The 17,580-nt window shown below is 51.3% G+C and carries 16 protein-coding genes; 9 read left to right on the forward strand and 7 right to left on the reverse strand.

All coding sequences use genetic code 11. The annotated features are described in order from the left end of the window. Positions 1–245: 245 nt before the first annotated feature. Positions 246–1,112 carry an SAM-dependent methyltransferase TehB gene (gene tehB, locus CUZ56_RS14470; protein WP_126981131.1) on the forward strand — a complete coding sequence of 289 codons (867 nt, stop codon included), beginning with the start codon at positions 246–248 and terminating at the stop codon, positions 1,110–1,112. A 144-nt stretch (positions 1,113–1,256) separates the two neighbouring features. On the opposite strand, the gene CUZ56_RS15830 is transcribed toward tehB, so the two are convergent. Continuing rightward, positions 1,257–1,535 carry a YcxB family protein gene (locus CUZ56_RS15830; RefSeq protein ID WP_162615372.1) on the reverse strand — a complete coding sequence of 93 codons (279 nt, stop codon included), beginning with the start codon at positions 1,533–1,535 and terminating at the stop codon, positions 1,257–1,259. 135 nt (positions 1,536–1,670) lie between these two features. On the opposite strand from CUZ56_RS15830, the gene CUZ56_RS15835 reads away from it, so the two are divergent. Next, positions 1,671–1,910, forward strand: coding sequence for a hypothetical protein (locus CUZ56_RS15835; protein WP_162615373.1), 240 nt, complete (start codon positions 1,671–1,673; stop codon positions 1,908–1,910). Between the two features lie 300 nt (positions 1,911–2,210). Here CUZ56_RS15835 and CUZ56_RS14480 read toward each other — a convergent pair whose 3' ends face one another. Then, positions 2,211–4,913 carry a cation-transporting P-type ATPase gene (locus tag CUZ56_RS14480; RefSeq protein WP_126981133.1) on the reverse strand — a complete coding sequence of 901 codons (2,703 nt, stop codon included), beginning with the start codon at positions 4,911–4,913 and terminating at the stop codon, positions 2,211–2,213. A gap of 594 nt (positions 4,914–5,507) precedes the next feature. On the opposite strand from CUZ56_RS14480, the gene CUZ56_RS14485 reads away from it, so the two are divergent. Further along, positions 5,508–6,557: an NAD(P)-dependent alcohol dehydrogenase gene (locus CUZ56_RS14485; protein ID WP_204250930.1), complete on the forward strand. Its 1,050-nt coding sequence runs from the start codon at positions 5,508–5,510 to the stop codon at positions 6,555–6,557. 84 nt (positions 6,558–6,641) lie between these two features. Here the strand turns inward: CUZ56_RS14485 and CUZ56_RS14490 are convergent, their stop codons facing one another. The 3 genes from CUZ56_RS14490 to CUZ56_RS14500 form a co-directional block, all read right to left on the reverse strand. Then, positions 6,642–7,100 carry a cyclophilin-like fold protein gene (locus tag CUZ56_RS14490; protein ID WP_239442592.1) on the reverse strand — a complete coding sequence of 153 codons (459 nt, stop codon included), beginning with the start codon at positions 7,098–7,100 and terminating at the stop codon, positions 6,642–6,644. 96 nt (positions 7,101–7,196) lie between these two features. Continuing rightward, positions 7,197–7,934, reverse strand: coding sequence for a carboxymuconolactone decarboxylase family protein (locus CUZ56_RS14495; RefSeq protein WP_126981135.1), 738 nt, complete (start codon positions 7,932–7,934; stop codon positions 7,197–7,199). A 5-nt stretch (positions 7,935–7,939) separates the two neighbouring features. Next, on the reverse strand, positions 7,940–8,443 hold the full coding sequence (locus CUZ56_RS14500; protein ID WP_204250924.1) for a (R)-mandelonitrile lyase: 504 nt from the start codon (positions 8,441–8,443) through the stop codon (positions 7,940–7,942). A gap of 245 nt (positions 8,444–8,688) precedes the next feature. On the opposite strand from CUZ56_RS14500, the gene CUZ56_RS14505 reads away from it, so the two are divergent. Then, entirely contained in the window at positions 8,689–9,582 is an 894-nt protein-coding gene (locus CUZ56_RS14505; RefSeq protein ID WP_126981136.1) for a LysR family transcriptional regulator, read from the forward strand. A gap of 63 nt (positions 9,583–9,645) precedes the next feature. On the opposite strand, the gene CUZ56_RS14510 is transcribed toward CUZ56_RS14505, so the two are convergent. Both CUZ56_RS14510 and CUZ56_RS14515 read right to left on the reverse strand, forming a co-directional pair. Next, complete coding sequence (locus tag CUZ56_RS14510; RefSeq protein WP_126981137.1) at positions 9,646–10,308, reverse strand: alpha/beta fold hydrolase; 663 nt, start codon at positions 10,306–10,308, stop codon at positions 9,646–9,648. A gap of 64 nt (positions 10,309–10,372) precedes the next feature. Beyond that, positions 10,373–11,812 (reverse strand): amino acid permease, encoded by a 1,440-nt coding sequence (locus tag CUZ56_RS14515; RefSeq protein ID WP_126981138.1) that lies wholly within the window; start codon positions 11,810–11,812, stop codon positions 10,373–10,375. Between the two features lie 316 nt (positions 11,813–12,128). Here CUZ56_RS14515 and CUZ56_RS14520 point away from each other — a divergent pair, with 316 nt between their 5' ends. The 5 genes from CUZ56_RS14520 (at position 12,129) to CUZ56_RS14540 (ending at position 17,578) form a co-directional block, all read left to right on the forward strand. Further along, on the forward strand, positions 12,129–12,878 hold the full coding sequence (locus CUZ56_RS14520) for a hypothetical protein (RefSeq protein ID WP_126981139.1): 750 nt from the start codon (positions 12,129–12,131) through the stop codon (positions 12,876–12,878). 90 nt (positions 12,879–12,968) lie between these two features. Further along, on the forward strand, positions 12,969–13,502 hold the full coding sequence (locus CUZ56_RS14525) for a hypothetical protein (RefSeq protein WP_126981140.1): 534 nt from the start codon (positions 12,969–12,971) through the stop codon (positions 13,500–13,502). Between the two features lie 63 nt (positions 13,503–13,565). Beyond that, positions 13,566–14,744 (forward strand): BaiN/RdsA family NAD(P)/FAD-dependent oxidoreductase, encoded by a 1,179-nt coding sequence (locus CUZ56_RS14530; RefSeq protein ID WP_126981141.1) that lies wholly within the window; start codon positions 13,566–13,568, stop codon positions 14,742–14,744. 336 nt (positions 14,745–15,080) lie between these two features. Further along, positions 15,081–15,803, forward strand: coding sequence for a gluconate 2-dehydrogenase subunit 3 family protein (locus CUZ56_RS14535; protein WP_126981142.1), 723 nt, complete (start codon positions 15,081–15,083; stop codon positions 15,801–15,803). 2 nt (positions 15,804–15,805) lie between these two features. Next, a complete protein-coding gene (locus tag CUZ56_RS14540; protein ID WP_126981143.1) occupies positions 15,806–17,578 on the forward strand; it encodes a GMC family oxidoreductase in 1,773 nt (590 codons plus the stop codon). The last annotated feature ends 2 nt before the right edge of the window (positions 17,579–17,580 follow it).

The raw sequence follows: 17,580 nt of genomic DNA on the forward strand, positions 1-17,580 counted from the left end.
GAGTTGCAGGACAACATGCATCTGAGCGTGGGGTATGAGGGAGAGTTCGGCAACAGGAGCCGGGACAATGCACTCAAAGTCCTGTGGAGGCTGAACTTCTGAGCTTAGAGACAAGCACCCTGGTGATGCAGGAATATCTAGAAATACCTGCTGCCAGGGTGATGGAGCCGGCTTCATACTAAACTTGACATTCTCAATAACCGAAAACATCTATTTTTTTAATGACCGAATGGTACAAGAAATATATGGGCAAGCTCTATAGTTATAAACAATTACCGGTGTGGGATGCACAGACAATACCCGCAGCTTTTCAGGAAAAACACAATACCCAAAAAGGAGTCTGGGCCAAACTAACGGTGCTGAAAGGAGAGATTCATTTTGCCTTTTTGACGCCAGCCGGTGAAACAATTTCAACACATACCTTTTCACCAGAAAAACAGCCGCCTTTCATAGAGCCCCAATGCTGGCACAAAATTGTTTCATTTTCTGATGATGTGCAGTGCCAGCTTGTATTTTATTGTGAAGCGCAGGAGTACTACACCAGAAAATATGGATTGACAGCTACCCACTCCGAAGTTCTTGAAGCCGCCCAGACGATCAAGCCCGGACAGGTGCTGGATTTGGGATGTGGTTCTGGCCGCAATGCTTTATATCTGAATTTATTAGGGTTTGATGTTACAGCTTACGATCATAACGAAAGCAGCATTGCCAGGCTTAACCAGATTATGGAGGCAGAGCAGCTTCAACATTTGCAAGCCAGGGTGTATGACATCAACCAGGCAGCGATTGAGCAAAACTATGACTGGATCATCTCAACGGTGGTACTCATGTTTTTGCAGGCACAGCAAATACCATCCATTCTGAAAAACATGCAGGAACACACCAAGCCCGGCGGTTATAACCTGATTGTTTCAGCAATGGATACGCCGGATTATCCATGCACTGTCCCATTTTCATTTACCCTGAAGCCCGGAGAACTCCAGTCGTATTACGCAGACTGGGACCTGATTAAATACAACGAAAATCCGGGTGAATTGCACCGTACAGATGAGCAGGGTAACCGTATTAAACTGCGGTTTGCCACTTTACTCGCACGGAAACAGTCTGCCTGAAAAAGTTTTTCGAAGGCTTTTGGAAGAATGTAGCTAACCAGGCGTTTAGTCCGGTATTTGGCAGTTGCCCATAAGCATGTATTTTTAAGCGGTATCTTTGAATTGCAATTGAAGTTGTGTAACAAACAAACCTGCAAATATGTTTTAGCGGGCAAGCGTAATGATTTTGCCCGTGTAATGCCGATGCAGCAGATTCATAATGAATTGAAGTTGGTCTGCGGAGCAGTTTGATTTTTTGATGAAATGACCGTGAGCGGCGCTTACAAAAAGGATCAGAAACTGTGGCGTATCCATCACCTTGACAATGGCGGGCCACTGGTAATATCCCTTCACATATTCTTTTTCTGTATAAAGCCCTTCGTCGCTGAACGTGATGGTTGCAGGGCTGAAGTACGTACTATTGTCTGGATTTTTCAGGGTCATCCGCGTGACGGATTGAGGATAGGTTTTTATTCTGATGAAAAAAATGACAAGGATTGCCAGAAATATGATCGGCCAAAACATATGTTTCAGAAAATACGGCAACGAGGAATGTGTTGAAAAGTAGGATTCATATGTTTGATGGTATTCAAGCCATGTATAGCTGAACCATGCGGTGGCAAGAATGAACAGGGCAAATATGATCCCAATGGTATTACGGTATTTTTTACCAACGGTGTGATTGATAACGGTGCGGTTAATCGCAAGCCAGTCCTGCTCATTGAGCTGATTGTTGATGGTAACGCTGGATTGGCTGTTGTCCACAAAGATTCCTTGCCTACTGATCAAAATAGAAATTTGAAGCTGTATTTTATATGAATTATTTTTTGATCAATTCTGAAACGCAGTATCCAGTGTTTCGCTACGCTGAATGTGGCTTTTGTTCGGAATGGGGTTGAGCAAGAACATATTGAATTCGTTATGCTTGCCCATCAAATGCAACAAAGAAACGCAACAGAGAGCAACCGTGGCCGGCCCCAAGGTAGCGCATGGACGTATCAAAACATCTTCATGCGCTTTTGGGGCTGTTATGGCTAAGTTAACGAATACAGTTCATGCTGAATTCCCCGTGTAGCCTCAAATCAGGCCGGATTGGGCCCCGGAAGCACGGTTGGTTGCTTAAAGGCTGCCATGTGAGAGGTATCTTCGCACAATCCACTTTTCAGCTTCCACCACACAGAATATGGCAACTCCGATAGCCAGCGTTATGCCCCAGTAATACAGTGAAATGGGGGTTGTGCCAAACACATGGTTGAGTACCGGCACATAGATAATCGCCAGTTGCAGCAGCAGTAAGATGCCTGAAACAATCCACAGCCCTTTGTTTTGCAGCATGCTTTTATCGAGAGAGAAGCTGGTTTGCGTACGGCAGTTGAACATATATGCCCATTGCGCAGTGACCAGTGTTTGCAGCAGCACAGTGCGAATATATTCAACGGAATAGTTTTTATTCACCAGATAGGCTTCTAATAAAAATGCTGCAACCGCTACCAACAAGCCTACAAATGCAATGCGCCATACGGCATACAAGTCGAGCAGCGGCTTTTGTGGATTGCGCGGTGGCCGGTCCATGATGTTTTTTTCAGCCAGTTCCGATGCCAGGCCGAACGACAAGGTGGTCGATGTCGCCATGTTCATCCACAGGATTTGCAGGGGCGTCAGCGGTATGGCCAGCCCAAGCAGAATGGCAATGACAATCAACAGCCCTTGCGCAAGGTTGGTGGGCAGCACAAACAGAATGGTTTTTTTCAGATTGTCGTAGACGCGGCGTCCTTCCCTGACCGCATTGGCAATTGTTGCAAAATTGTCGTCCACCAGCACCATGTCTGCGGCTTCTTTGGTCACCTCGGTGCCTTTGATGCCCATTGCAATGCCTACCTCTGCCTGTTTGAGCGCGGGAGCATCGTTAACACCGTCACCCGTCATTGCCACAATGGCGCCTGTGCTTTGCAGCGCTTTGACCAGACGCAGCTTATGCTCAGGGCTGGTCCGGGCAAAAATATCATATCGCTGTGCAATTGCCGGCAATTCATCATCGCTGACATGCTCCAATTCACTGCCGGTAATGGCGTCTTTACCATTGCCGATATTCAGTCTTGCGCCTATTGCCATGGCGGTTTGCTGGTGGTCTCCGGTAATCATTTTGACCCGGATGCCAGCAGCCTGGCATTGTGCAATGGCTTCAATGGCTTCAGGACGGGGTGGGTCCATAATGCCTGCCAGTCCCAGAAAAACCAGTCCGGATTCCACATCCGTATGGTCCAGCGCTTGCTGGTTGCTGCGCGAATCGGGTTTGTAGGCCGCTGCAAGCATGCGCAACCCCTGGCTGGCGTATGCTTCAATCTGCTGTTCCCAGTAGCTCTGATCGAATGCCTGCGCTCCCTGTGCCGTCAATTGCTGATGGCAGAGTTTAAAAAGCACGTCAGGTGCGCCTGTGACAAATATATAGCGTTGGTCGGCCACCTGGTTTGACGTTGCCATGTACTTGTAGCGGGAGTCAAACGGGATTTTTCCTGTTCTTTGTGCATGTGCGGTCTGTATGCCTGATTTGGTCGCCAGCACTTTCAGTGCACCTTCCGTTGGCCCGCCGGTCACTTGCCAATACCCCATGTCATTTTGGGTCAATTGACTGTCATTACATAACATCACGGCTGTCAGAAACTGGGAGAGTGTGGGCAAAGTGGCCAGGTCCACAGGCTGTCTGTCAGTTTCAGCAATAATTTGCCCTACAGGTGTGTAGCCATCGCCTGTCACATCATAAGCAGTGCCTGCCAGAATGACTTTCTGCGCAACCATTTCGTTCATGGTCAATGTGCCTGTTTTATCAGAGCAGATGACTGTGAGTGCGCCTAACGTTTCCACGGTGGGGAGCTTGCGGATAATCGCCTGTTTACGGGCAATGGTCTGCACGCCCAGAGATAAAATGATGGATATGATTGCGGGCAGGCCTTCGGGCACCGAAGCCACTGCCAGGCTGATGAGGGCAAGGGCCAGCTCGCCCATTGGCATATGCCGGATAAAAAAGCCGATGACAAACAGCACGGCCATCATGACCAGGAGCACGATGAAGATGTTTTTGCCCAGCTTGTCAATCTGTTCCAGCAGGGGTGTTCTGTGCCCCTGTATGTCATTCATCATCTGGTTGATGTGACCCAACTGTGAGTTGGCGCCTGTGGCCACAACTATGCCATAGGCCGTGCCGGCACTGACCGTGGTGCCTGAGAATGCCATGTTGATCTGGTCGCCCAGCAAGGCTTCCTGTTCCAGACGGTGGGTCTGTTTTTCGATGACGGTGGATTCCCCCGTCAGGATGGCTTCTTCAACCTGTAGCGCATGTACTTCAAACAGGCGTATGTCAGCAGGTATTTTGGCGCCCGGCTTTAAGAAGACGATGTCTCCGGGCACAATGGCCGATGCATCAATGTCCTGCTTGCTACCACCCCGGATGACCGTGGCGGTGCTGGACAGCATGCCCTGAATGCCTTTGAGTGATTTCTCTGCGCTGTTTTCCTGAATAAAGCCAATCAGCGCATTGACGACTGTCACGCCGAGAATGACAAAGGTATCGACCCAATGCCCCATGAAGGCGGTTATAAGAGCTGCGGCAAGCAGGATATAAATCAGGACATCATTGAAATGCGCGATGAACCGCAGCCAAGCAGGCTTTTGTTTGGTCTGGGGCAGCGTATTGGGCCCGTACTCTGCCAGCCTTTGTTCACATTGCGCCTGGGTCAGGCCGTCTTTGGTGGAGCTGTCGAGCTGCTTGATAACCTCTTGACTATCCAGCAGGTACCAGTTGTGTTCAGATTTTTTTTCAGTCATTTGGCTCACCGTTTCACCTTTGTAAGGAACTCGGATGGCATCTTGTAAAAACCGGCATCTGTTTGATGCCCAGATGAATATATAGATATAGAGCTACTTAACTGAACAGTGTATGGGAAGCATATTACCCATACTTGCAAAATTCCTTTAATGCGCTTTTGCAGTGAGCTGTCTGCTTAATAAAGAATGACTAAAAGCGATTCATGGCGACACAGGTAATCATTGAGGAATAGGGGAGGTATTCAGATCAATGAAAATAGGGTGTGAATTTATGAATCTGACTCATAAGTTTATGCATTAATCCCCCTCTAATCAGCACATTGTTTATCTGGTACATTCGCAGATGAAGTGCATAATGCCGTGGATATATGTTGTGCCTTTAGGTTTGTACTTGTGTTCCTAAAGTGTTCCTAAAATTGTATCTGTGGTTAATGGCATTGTGGTTCGGGTACAGTGGCCTGGGCCCTGCCGGCAGTTTCTGTTGAGTTTTTTGAGCGAAAAGCCTGTATCGAGAGATATGGCAGAAATTGCGCGAAAAGGGTTGAAGTGCCAACTGAGATACCCATTGATATGAATGGAGAAAAATCAATGACAATGAATGTACTTGGATATGCGGCAAAAAGTGCCAAAGCGCATCTGGAACCATACCGTTTTGAACGGCGTGATGCACGCCCTGATGATGTTGTGATTGAGATCCTTTACTGCGGCGTGTGCCATTCTGACCTGCATCATGTGAATGGCGACTGGAAAACGAATTACCCCGTTGTGCCTGGGCACGAGATTATCGGCCGTGTCATCAGTGTCGGTCAGAATGTCACCCGTTTTAAAGCGGGGGATCGTGTCGGCGTTGGTTGTATGGTGGATTCGTGCCAGCACTGCAAGCCATGCAAACTCGGGCTTGAGCAATACTGCGAAGAGGGCAATACGCTGACTTACAACGATAAGGATCGTCATGACCAGCGGCCCACCTTCGGTGGTTATTCTGAAAAGATTGTGGTGTCAGACAAGTTTGTGCTCAGAATTCCGGACGGGCTGGATTTGAAAGGTGCTGCCCCCCTGCTGTGTGCAGGTATTACCACCTGGTCTCCGCTGAAGCATTGGCAAGTCAAGGAGGGCAGCCATGTGGCGGTTGTCGGGCTTGGCGGGCTTGGTCATATGGCGATCAAGCTGGCCAAAGGGCTTGGTGCCCGTGTGACGCTGTTCACACGCTCCCCAGGGAAAGAGGCCGATGCTCGCCGTTTGGGGGCAGATGAGGTGATCATCTCGACTGACAAAGACCAGATGGCTGCGGTTAAAGGCCGGTTTGACCTGATTGTGGATACAGTGCCTTACGCACATGATCTGAACCCCTACATCCCGACGTTGTCTTTGAGCGGTACTTTGGTGCTGGTCGGTTTTCTGGGGGAATTGCAACCGGCGGTGGATTCATCGGCTTTGGTTACGGGGCGAAAATCTGTAGCAGGCTCGATGATCGGCGGCATTGCCGAAACACAGGAGATGCTCGATTTCTGCGGTAAGCATGGCATCACGTCCGATGTGGAAATGATCAACATGCAGGATATTGATAAAGCCTATGCGCGCATGCTAAAGAGCGATGTGAAATACCGCTTTGTTATTGACATGGCCTCATTGCAGAAAAAATAAACTGTTTCTATAGGTCCCTGTCCTGACTGCTGATGAGTAAGCAGTATCAGGACAGGGGCCGCCCTGTATCAGCAAATTGGATATTTATTTCACCAGATCAATGGTGACATTGATGTTGCCGGGCGCACGCAGCGCTTCCATCTGCCCCTCTATTTTTCCCAGAATGATCAGCCCACTGGCGTATCTGTCGCCTTTGTAAAAGATCGCCAGATTTCCCCACGGGGCGTAGTAAGCGATGTCTCCCGCTGCGGGGGTACTGCCTGATGGAGCGCCTGCCGTGGAGAGTTGATGAGGCAGGTCGCTTATTTTTTCTGTTCCGGCATAGTCCTGCAGTGTCAGTGTCAAAGGCAACAGGGAAATGAAATCCTGGCTTGCTTGGTTGTTGTTGAGCGTGGCTGTCAGCACCGTATTGCCGATGGTCAGGTTGATTTCCATGGTTTCTGTCCTTTCAGGGGTGAATTGTGCGGGTTGCCGGGTGTTTTCGGCATAGCCTGGCGAATATAAAAGCATGCCGGTCAGCATCAAAATGGCAATCCTGTTCATCTGATTCTCCTGTTTGATTCATGCATGCCGTACCATGGCAAAACCGACCATAACCAACCAGAGCTGACCAAAGTTGGTTATGACCGATGGCCCTGATTATTTTCGGCCTGCCAGTACGGTGTCAAGTACACCGGCACCGGCCGCAGCCTCTTGCTGGCCGACTGAGGACTCGATGATCGACAAAACCTGCCTGAGCTGGGGCTCTGTCAGACCAACATGCATACCGATGTTCATGTGGGACTGCATCATTGGTTCAACACCACCCAGGCTGACCAGTGCGGCAATGGTTGCAAGCTCCCTGTCCTGGTAGTTCAGGATATCACGCTCAAAAATATCTGCAAACAGGTGCTCTTTGAGAAAAACATCAATTTCAGGGCTGAATGCACCAAAACCACTTGTCTGGCCTGTGTCTGTGCGGCCGGTCAGGGTTTCCAGTATTTCTTTGCCTCTGGTGTATTTATCGCGTGTGTCGGTAATCGGGGATGCCTGCGGTCCCTGATGGTCATGGATGTTTTGTGCTTTCCGTTCATCCAGTACAGCGATCAGTGTGTTGATGCCCATCAGGCTTCGTGGAAAGCCGCAATAAGCATACATCTGCACCAGCACCTCTTTGGTTTCGCCGACGGTTAACCCGGCATCCAGCCCTTCATTCAGGGCTGTTTTCAGGTTTGGTATATCTCCTTTGGCCGTCAGCGCGGCAATGCGCACAATGTGCTGCTGTCTGGTACTGAGGCCTGATTCTTCATGCTGCATGTTCTGCGCTCCTGAAACGTGGATGAAACCAAACATGAAAATGCTGATGGCTGAAAAAATGGAAATGAATTGTTTTTTCATGCGCCTTACTTTCTGTATTGTTCGTCACTGACTTTTTCCATCCATTCAACATTTTTGCCATCAAGGTCGCCCGTGATGGCCAGGTGCGTCATGGCCGTGGTGGGGCTTGCGCCGTGCCAGTGCTTTACGCCCGGCGGGCATGTAACGACATCGCCCGGGTGAATTTCTTTGATGGGGCCACCCCATTCCTGCGTCCATCCCGTGCCGGCCGTCACAACCAGTGTTTGTCCTGCAGGATGGGTATGCCATGCAGAGCGGGCACCTGGTTCAAATGTGACATAAGCGCCGGATACATTGGTTGCTGGGTTCACTGCAAAAAGAGGGTCGACGCGCACGTTGCCGGTGAAATAGTCTGCCGGCCCTTTGGCCGATGGACGCGAGCCATTCTGGCTGATTGATGTCTGCAAATGATCTCTGGCCGTTGTATCCGAGCCTGAAGCCGGGTCTGCAATGGCATTGGCTGAGGCCAGTAATGAGATGGATGTTGCGGCGGTGATGAAGGGGTTCATTTTTATTCCTTTCGGCAAAGGGTGGATTTAACACAGATCACATGAATCGACGCCTGACGCTCTATCGGATAGGTTTCGGGTAGCCTTTGTTTTAAGATGACGGCCGGGTATGGATTCCAGCTTGTGGTGCTGCCAGATTAAAGTACGGGTTCGCTGCGAACTGCTTTTGACGCTTTCATTTTATCTGCTGCGATACAGATGATTAGATGGTATATTTCGTATAGATATATGAACTAAATTCATGAATGGCACACGAAAACTTCAATGACCTGCTTGCTTTTTTAACGGTGGCAAAGGAGCGGAGTTTTACCAAAGCGGCTTCGCAACTGGGGGTTTCCCAGTCGGCATTGAGCCATACCGTCCGCTCGCTTGAGGAGCGGCTGGGTATCCGGCTGCTGACCCGTACCACACGCAGCGTTGCGCCTACGCAAGCCGGGGAGCGCCTCTTTTTAAACATAGGCCCCCGCTTTGAAGAGATTGAGGCCGAGTTGTCCGCCTTGAGTGAGCTGCGTGAAAAGCCTGCGGGTAACATCCGCATTACGGCAGTGGAATACGCGGTGGACACTATTTTATGGCCGGTGCTGATGGATTTTTTACCGGCTTATCCCGATGTCAAGGTGGAAGTCAATATCGACTATGGAATGACCGATATTGTGGCCGAACGCTATGATGCAGGCATTCGCCTGGGTGAACAGGTGGCCAGCGGCATGATTGCCGTGCGCATTGGCCCGGATACGCGTATGGCCGTTGTGGGGGCGCCATCGTATTTTCGCAGCCAGTCTCCGCCAGTTGTGCCACAGGACCTGACCCGGCATGAATGCATCAATCTGCGCTTGCCGACCTATGGCGGCCTGTATGCATGGGAGTTTGGGAAAAACGGCCATGAACTCCGGGTGCGTGTTGAAGGGCGACTGGTTTTCAATAAAACAGCGCATATGCTGAACGCTGCACTGGCCGGATTCGGGCTGGCCTATGTGCCTGAGGGGTTGGTACAAACCTATGTAGAAAAAGGGCAGCTCAACCGCGTTCTTGAGGATTGGTGCGAGCCATTTTCCGGGTATCATCTTTATTACCCCAACCGCCGCCAGACGTCACCGGCGTTTGCCTTGCTGGTGGATGCACTGCGCTATCAGGGGTGATATAACGGGCGTGCCGCAGGTTCATGCGGATGGCTGCCATGCATATACATGAACCTGCCCAGTTCAGTTGTTTTTAAAAAATGCCAGTAAGTCAGGGTACAACATATCCTGGTTCACAATATAACTGTCGTGCTCATGGCCCTGCATGATTTTCAGTTGCGCATCAGGCAGCGTGTTGACAAGGTCGCGGTACAGGTCAGGGCGGTAGATATCGTTTTCCGCCGCAATCAGCAGTGTCGGGGTGTTGACGTTTCTGACATCATCCAGTTCGATATTGGGTTGCTCCAGCATCAGCCTGAACAGCGGGTCTTTTGTTTTTTCATAAGTGTCTTTAACGTACTGGTAGCTTTCCGGCGTAAAGTCATTCGGTTTCAGGTTCACGCCCAGAAGCGCCATTTTGTGAATGCTCTCGGGGTGTTTCATCGCCAGCATCAGGCTGATGATGGCGCCGTCACTGAACCCGATGATGTTGGCCGGCCCTAAATCAAATACCTGGATAAAGGCGTCAATGTCTTCAGCCATGGTGTCATACGCGTAGGTGTCGGTGCTAGCGCTTTGGCCGTGATTGCGGCTGTCAATGGCGTAAACGGTAAAGTGCTGTTGCAGTTTGGCGGTGATGGCATCAAAGATGTGGTGATCTTCACCATTGCCATGCAGCATGATCAGCGGCGCCCCTGCGCCTGACTTTTCATAAAACAGTTCAATGTGATTGACTTGGGCTTTCATGACGCATACCTTTGCGATGTCTGCGGCGCGTTACAGCACTGGATAAATGAATGGCGCTCAGGTGTTAATACGTTGATCTGGAAAAATCCATGTCTTTGTATTGAACGAATTTGGTTCTCTTCACAATTTTATAACCCAGCATGATGGCAAAAAACAGTGGAATACCGACATAGGTGGCAACCACACCGTACCAGTCGATGTTGTTTTCGGTGAAGGCTTTGTAGTTTTGCCCTAAAGTAATGATCAGGCACAGTATGAAAGCGAACACCGGGCCAAACGGGAAGCAACTGGCTTTATAGGGCAGCATGCTGGTATCCAGGCCTTGTGCGATCATGCCTTTTCTGAACCGGTAGTGGCTGATGGCAATGCCCAGCCAGGCAATGAAGCCGGTCATGCCCGACATGTTGAGCAGCCACAGGTAGACCATCTGGTCTTCAAACAGCGACGTCAAAAAGCACAGCATGGCAATCAGGGTGGTGGCGATCAGGGCATTGCGCGGCACGCCTGACCTGGACAGGCGCGCAAAAATCCGTGGCGCTTTGCCTTCTCTGGCCAGTGCGTACAGCATGCGTGTCGAGGCATACAACCCGGAATTGCCGGCGGAGAGTACCGATGTCAGAATCACGGCATTCATCACGACGGCAGCAGACAGCAGCCCGGCATTTTGAAACACCAGTGTGAACGGGCTGACGCTGATGTCACCTGCCTCACTGCGCAGCAGCCGGGGGTCGGTGTACGGAATGATCAGGCTGATCACAAAGATGGACAGGACATAAAACAGGAGGATGCGCCAGAACACCTGTTTCATGGCTTTGGGGATATTTTTTTCAGGGTCTTTGGATTCTCCGGCCGCAATGCCGATGAGCTCCGTCCCTTGGAATGAGAACCCCACAATCATCGCGACCCCGATCATCGATGAAAAGCCCCCCACGAAAGGAGCATCCCCAATGGTCCAGTTATGCCAGCCGGTATGTTCACTGCCGCGCAGGATGCCTACGATCATCAGCAGGCCAATGCCGATGAAACACACCACGGCAATGACCTTGATCAGCGCAAACCAGAATTCTGCCTCACCAAAGCCTTTGACCGAGATGTAGTTCAGGCAGAAGATAACGCTTAAAAACAATGCGCTCCATAACCAGCTATAGCCCGAGGACAGATCAATCCAGTAGGAAATCACCAACTGCGCAGCAACCAAGTCCACTGCAACGGTGACAGCCCAGTTGTACCAGTAGTTCCAGCCAATCGCAAAACCGAACGCTTCATCGACATAACGGGAGCCATAGGTCGAAAAGGTACCTGAAACCGGCAGGTAGGCGGCAAGCTCACCCAGGCTGGTCATCAGAAAGTAAACCATGACACCGATGATGATGTATGAAAGAAGGGCCCCTGCAGGCCCTGCGTTGGCAACTGTTGCGCCAGAGGCGACAAACAGCCCGGTTCCAATCGATCCGCCAATGGCGATCATGGTCAGGTGGCGTGCTTTAAGATCTCGTTTCAGCATTGTTATTGAATAGAAATGGCTGCTGGGTTAGAGAACCATGGTGCAATGGTGTGCGCAGTGTTGTCTACTTTGTTGGTATACGACATCTGTAACGGCAGCGCTGTTATTGAGTTGCCGCAGTATATTGCACTTTTGGTGTTTTGGCCTGTTGGCCGGTGTATAGCTTCGTAAAACAAGAAAGTAAGATAAGCCTTTAAAGGGTGTACCGACCGGTTTTTTCGGGTGATGCGGGTTGGCGGTTATGAATCCATAAAAAGCTCAATATGTTATAACGTGCCATACCTGATAATTGCCGGGGCATATACTGGAGGGCATTTTGCGTAAATTGGCACTGGTTTTCGGAATACTGGGATGTCTGGTATTTGGCGCATTATTCGCGCTGTCCTATGCGAAACCTACATTTGTGGAGCAGACCACCAAGGATGCCATTCGTTATCGGCTGCAGACGCTGACACAGGGGAAAATCGACTCACTGGATGATCATGTTCTGATCGGCCATGCTCGGAGGCTGCTGGGGAGTCAGGCCGGTGAGCTGGAACGGTTAAAACAACTGCTGGCAGACAAGCTGCCTGAAAAACTGGCGGCTGTGATTGCGCAAATGCGCAACCTGGACTGTGAGTGCCGCCGGATCACCGAGGAGCGAATCAGAGACAGCATGAACTGGCGTATTGCAAGCCTTACGCAGATGCAGCAGCAACTGACCTCTTTTATTCAGGTGAAATATATGGATACGGTAGCGCAGCTGACGCGGGAGTTTCGTATTTTTACCGGTTCTAATGGCATTGTCTTTTTTCTGCTAGTTGTGGCAGCGCTGGTGCAGCGCAGAGCGAAAGTTCAGTTGATATTACCTGTCGCTGTTTTGGTTGTGGCAACAGGCATTGCCGCTTATTTGTATTTATTCCAGCAAAACTGGCTGCATACCATTTTGTTCAGTAGCTATGTAGGTTGGTTTTACCTGGTTTATATCGGGATTGTTTTTGCGCTTTTATGCGATATTATTTTCAACCGCTGCAGAATCATCAATGGAATTCTATCAAGCATTCACATTGAAGTATCTCCATGTTGACCGCGTGTACCGATACCAGAGCACTGTGTTTGAGCCTGCAGGCACAGAATTGACAACATATACAAACTATACAAAAGAAGGGGAAAGTCGATGAAACCGTATTTTGTAAAGCTGGCATTGGTAGCCGGTTGTTTAGGCGCAGCAGTATCTGCCAGCGCAGATGAAAAGGCCTCGTTTGTATTGCCAAGCGGTGCCTCGGTGGAAATTGTGGAGGCTGATTTTGACCGCAGCAGGTTTGAGGTGACTGGCTGCGATGGTCAAAGTGATGTTTGTCTGATTAACGGGCGTATCCCGTTTGGTGTGGATGGAAGTGTGCCCGGTTCTTATGTGAAAAGTATCCGTATCACCCACCAGGGCCAAACGCATGAGCTCGATGTCTCGGATATGTATAACGCATGGGGCGGCCGCCCGTTGCAATATGACGAACATACCCGGTATTTTGGCGGAACCTGTTTTGACTACGCGCCTTATTGCCAGTTTCGCGGGCTGTTTTCAGATGCGGCAGGCTCATTTGTTGCCGAGTGGCTGGTGAGGGGGGACGTATCTGTGCGTACAATACTGACCAATCAGGTGGATGTGGTCAATTTCATCAGCGATAACATTGACCCTCCTGAATTTGAATAAGCGCGGCAAGGCAACATCGCATTGGCTGCTTGAAAAACAACAAAGTAATGGGGCAGCCATGCAATGAACGCGTCATATGATGTCATTATTTTAGGAGCCGGTGCCGCAGGGTTGATGGCTGCGGCAACGGCAGGCCACAGGGGCAGGCGTGTTCTGCTGCTTGACCATGCAACCAAGCTGGCCGAAAAAATCCGCATATCCGGCGGGGGGCGCTGCAACTTTACCAATTTGCATATCCGGCCCGAATGCTATCTTTCTGCCAATCCGCACTTTTGCCGCTCGGCGCTGGCGCAGTATACCCAGCACGACTTTATTGCACTGGTGGCGCGGCACGGCATTGCCTGGCATGAAAAAACACAGGGGCAACTGTTTTGCGACGATTCCAGCCAGCAGATCATTGACATGCTGGATGAGGAGTGCAGGGCTGCCCGCGTGACCCGCATGATGCAAACAGAGATCAAGTCGGTATCTCATGGTGATGGTTTTGAGGTTGAAACTTCGCGCGGGGGTTTTACCAGTGAATCGCTGGTGGTTGCCACAGGGGGGCTGGCGGTGCCTAAAATCGGTGCCACACCCTTAGGTTACCGGCTGGCTGAACAGTTTGGCCTGAACATGCTCGCGCCCGAGCCGGCACTGGTTCCGCTGACATGGCATGTGCAGGACAGCGAACGTTTTGCGCCGCTGGCAGGAACATCTCTGGAAGTGCAGGCCCGTATCGGCAAAACAGCATTTCGTGAGCAGATGCTGTTTACCCATAAAGGTATTTCGGGGCCGGCTATTTTGCAGATATCTTCCTACTGGTCACCCGGACAGAGTATTGTGCTGAACCTGCTGCCGGGGCGGGATGTCAGCGCGTTGCTCTCAGCGCCTGAGCACCACCACCAGAAACTGGCGCGGGTGCTGTCCGAGCAGGGCTGGCCACGGCGGTTTGCCGATGCCTGGCTGGCATTGCAGGGGATGCAGGACGTTTATGTCCGGGATCTATCGGCTAAAAAACAGTTGCAGTTTGCTCAAGCTGTGCAGAACTGGGCCGTGCTGCCTAACGGTACCCAGGGCTATAAACAGGCCGAAGTGACGCGTGGCGGCGTGGATACGCGGATGCTGGATTCCAAAACCATGATGGCTAAAAACATGCCCGGCCTGTTTTTTGTTGGAGAGGTGGTGGATGTGACCGGCTGGCTGGGCGGTTTTAATTTTCAGTGGGCCTGGTCCAGTGGTTACGTGGCCGGCATGAATAGCTGAACTGCCGGAAAACCGTGATATCAAAATGCGCTGGCTTGTGCTGCATATGACACATGCAGCGACAGGGGCTGGTGTGGCTTCCCCATTAAAAAGCACCTTTTCCAGCAGGGGTGAATAACATTTTTTCCGGTAGGGCTATGACATGGTTGCAAGCATGGATAACATTCAAAATATTGAACAACATGCTTTGAGCGTTCTATGATGGGAAAGCAGCCTGATAAATAATTGAAGATGTACAGGCCGCGTATTTGCATTCAACGATGAAGTCTTTGGTGGGCAGCGGTGTCAGGTGAAATGCTGCCATAAGGACACAATAACAAGAAGGAGAATGTCGCAATGGCTGAAAAGCACGATGAATCGCGCAGAAAATTTCTGTCCAGACCTGTCAAAATTATTCCGGCAGTGGCTTTGGCCGGCACCGGCATGGCCCAGGTATCGGGCGCACTGGCGCAAAGCGCACCAGGCGAAAGCCTGGCGGGCTACAAGCCGGTTTATTTCCAGGAGGATGAGTGGCAATTTTTGCTGGCTGCATGTGACCGGCTGATTCCGGCTGAAGAGGCTGGCCCGGGTGCGATTGCGGCCCATGTGCCGGTTTTTATTGATAAGCAGATGTTGACACCCTATGGTGACGGCGGGCTGTGGTACATGCAGGGGCCATTTCATCCGGACGCCGTACCGGAGCTGGGTTACCAACTCAAATATACGCCCAAGGAAATATACCGCACGGGTATCGCAGATACCCAGGCCTACTGTCAGAAGCAATATGCAGGCAAACGTTACCAGGATTTGACCGAGGAGGAGCAGATCAAAGTGCTCTCGGGGCTGGAGAGTGGTGATGTTGTTCTGGAGAATATTCCGGGCAAGACGTTTTTTCAGTACCTGCTGACCAATACCAAAGAAGGTTATTTTTCCGACCCGATGTACGGCGGGAACCAGCAGTTGGCCGGTTGGAAAACGGTTGGTTTTCCGGGCGCACGGGCTGATTACATGGACTGGATTGAGCAGCCGAACAAGGCTTATCCATTAGGGCCGGTGTCTATTGAAGGAAAGAGAGGGTAATCATGGCGATGAAAAAAGATGCTGTGGATGCCGTTATCATCGGCCTGGGCTGGACCGGTTCGATCATGGCGAAGGTGCTGACAGACGAGGGTCTGAAAGTGGTGGCGCTTGAACGCGGCCCGAATAAAGATACAGCCGATGCGGCGGCCTATCCGCAAATTGCAGATGAGCTGGCCTATGCGGTCAGGGGCAAGCTGTTTCAGCCGCTGGCCAAAGAGACGGTGACGATTCGCCACCGCATGTCGGAAACGGCAGTGCCGTACCGCCAGCATGCGTCATTCCTGCTGGGCAATGGGGTGGGTGGTGCCGGTTTTCACTGGAATGGCCAGCACTGGCGCGCATTGCCGGAGGATTTGCGGATCCGCAGCCATTTTGAAGAGCGTTATGGCAAAGATTTTATTCCTGAGGGCATGACGATTCAGGACTATGGCGTGACGTATGAGGAGCTGGAGCCGTACTTCACCCATTTTGAAGAGGTGTGCGGCACCTCGGGCAAGGCAGGCAATATCAACGGGCAGATCATGCCCGGCGGCAATCCGCTGGAAGCACCACGCAGCAAAGAATACCCGTTGCCGCCATCTTCACCGATGTACGTGGCGCAGTTGTTTGCCAAGGCTGCCAAAGAGGCTGGTTATGACCCGTTTCCGCTGCCGGCGTCCAACGCTTCGCAGGCTTATACCAACCCATACGGCGTGCGTTTGGGGCCGTGCAACTTCTGCGGATTTTGCGAGCGCTTTGGCTGTTATATGTATTCCAAGGCATCGCCGCAGACGACGATTCTGCCGGTGATCCGGCATCGGCCAAATCTGGAAATACGCGCCAATTCGTATGTGACCAAAATCAATCTGGATGCTTCGGGCAAAAAAGCGACCGGGGTCACCTACATTGACGGGCAGGGTAATGAGGTGGAGCAGCCGGCCGATTTGGTGATTGTGTCGGCATTCCAGATGCATAACGTGCGGTTGCTGCTGCTTTCGGGCATTGGCAAGCCGTATGACCCGGTCACCGGCGAAGGTGTGGTCGGGAAAAACTATGCTTACCAGTACAACCCCAGCGTGACGGTGATGATGCCTAAAGGCACGCACATGAATCCGTTTATCGGTGCCGGGGCTGCAGGCATGTACGCGTTGGATAATTTCAACGGTGACCAGTTTGACCATGGGCCGCTGGGGTTTGTCGGCGGGGCTTATACCAGTGCCGGCTTTACCGGTGGCCGCCCGATTCTCCAGACGTCGCTTCCCAAAGGTGCTCCAACCTGGGGCAAGGGCTGGCAGGCGGCTGTGGCAGATACTTACGAGCGCAAGATGAGCATTGGCATGGAAGGCTCGGTCATGGCGTATCGCGACGCCTATCTGGACTTGGACCCGACATACAAAGATGCAGCCGGCTTGCCGTTGCTGCGCATGACGTTCAACTGGCATGACAATGAAATCAAAATGGGACAGTATGTGGTGAACCGCGCTGCTGAAATTGCCAAGCATCTGGGGGCCGAATCGTACAGTACCGGCACCCCTGGGGCAACCTACGATACGCGCATTTACCAGTCGACCCATACAACCGGTGGTGCAATCATGGGGGCCGATCCGAAAACCAGCGTGATCAACAAATACCTGCAATGCTGGGATGTGCCCAATGTATTTGTGACTGGTGCATCGGCATTCCCACAGAATCTGGCTTACAACCCGACCGGTCTGGTCGGGGCGCTGGCATACCATGCCGCGCAGGCTTTGAAAGACCAGTACCTGAAAAACCCTGGCCCACTGGTGCAGGCATAAGG

This window comes from Saezia sanguinis (genome assembly GCF_003991585.1).
GTDB classification, from domain to species: domain Bacteria; phylum Pseudomonadota; class Gammaproteobacteria; order Burkholderiales; family Burkholderiaceae_C; genus Saezia; species Saezia sanguinis.

Bases quoted from the DNA above. Each gene is read 5' to 3' on its own strand.
- tehB (WP_126981131.1), top strand. From the start codon at position 246: ATGGGCAAGCTCTATAGTTATAAACAATTACCGGTGTGGGATGCACAG.
- CUZ56_RS15830 (WP_162615372.1), bottom strand. From the start codon at position 1,535: ATGACCCTGAAAAATCCAGACAATAGTACGTACTTCAGCCCTGCAACC.
- CUZ56_RS14480 (WP_126981133.1), bottom strand. From the start codon at position 4,913: ATGACTGAAAAAAAATCTGAACACAACTGGTACCTGCTGGATAGTCAA.
- CUZ56_RS14485 (WP_204250930.1), top strand. From the start codon at position 5,508: ATGAATGTACTTGGATATGCGGCAAAAAGTGCCAAAGCGCATCTGGAA.
- CUZ56_RS14490 (WP_239442592.1), bottom strand. From the start codon at position 7,100: ATGAACAGGATTGCCATTTTGATGCTGACCGGCATGCTTTTATATTCG.
- CUZ56_RS14495 (WP_126981135.1), bottom strand. From the start codon at position 7,934: ATGAAAAAACAATTCATTTCCATTTTTTCAGCCATCAGCATTTTCATG.
- CUZ56_RS14500 (WP_204250924.1), bottom strand. From the start codon at position 8,443: ATGAACCCCTTCATCACCGCCGCAACATCCATCTCATTACTGGCCTCA.
- CUZ56_RS14505 (WP_126981136.1), top strand. From the start codon at position 8,689: ATGGCACACGAAAACTTCAATGACCTGCTTGCTTTTTTAACGGTGGCA.
- CUZ56_RS14510 (WP_126981137.1), bottom strand. From the start codon at position 10,308: ATGAAAGCCCAAGTCAATCACATTGAACTGTTTTATGAAAAGTCAGGC.
- CUZ56_RS14515 (WP_126981138.1), bottom strand. From the start codon at position 11,812: ATGCTGAAACGAGATCTTAAAGCACGCCACCTGACCATGATCGCCATT.
- CUZ56_RS14525 (WP_126981140.1), top strand. From the start codon at position 12,969: ATGAAACCGTATTTTGTAAAGCTGGCATTGGTAGCCGGTTGTTTAGGC.
- CUZ56_RS14530 (WP_126981141.1), top strand. From the start codon at position 13,566: ATGAACGCGTCATATGATGTCATTATTTTAGGAGCCGGTGCCGCAGGG.
- CUZ56_RS14535 (WP_126981142.1), top strand. From the start codon at position 15,081: ATGGCTGAAAAGCACGATGAATCGCGCAGAAAATTTCTGTCCAGACCT.
- CUZ56_RS14540 (WP_126981143.1), top strand. From the start codon at position 15,806: ATGGCGATGAAAAAAGATGCTGTGGATGCCGTTATCATCGGCCTGGGC.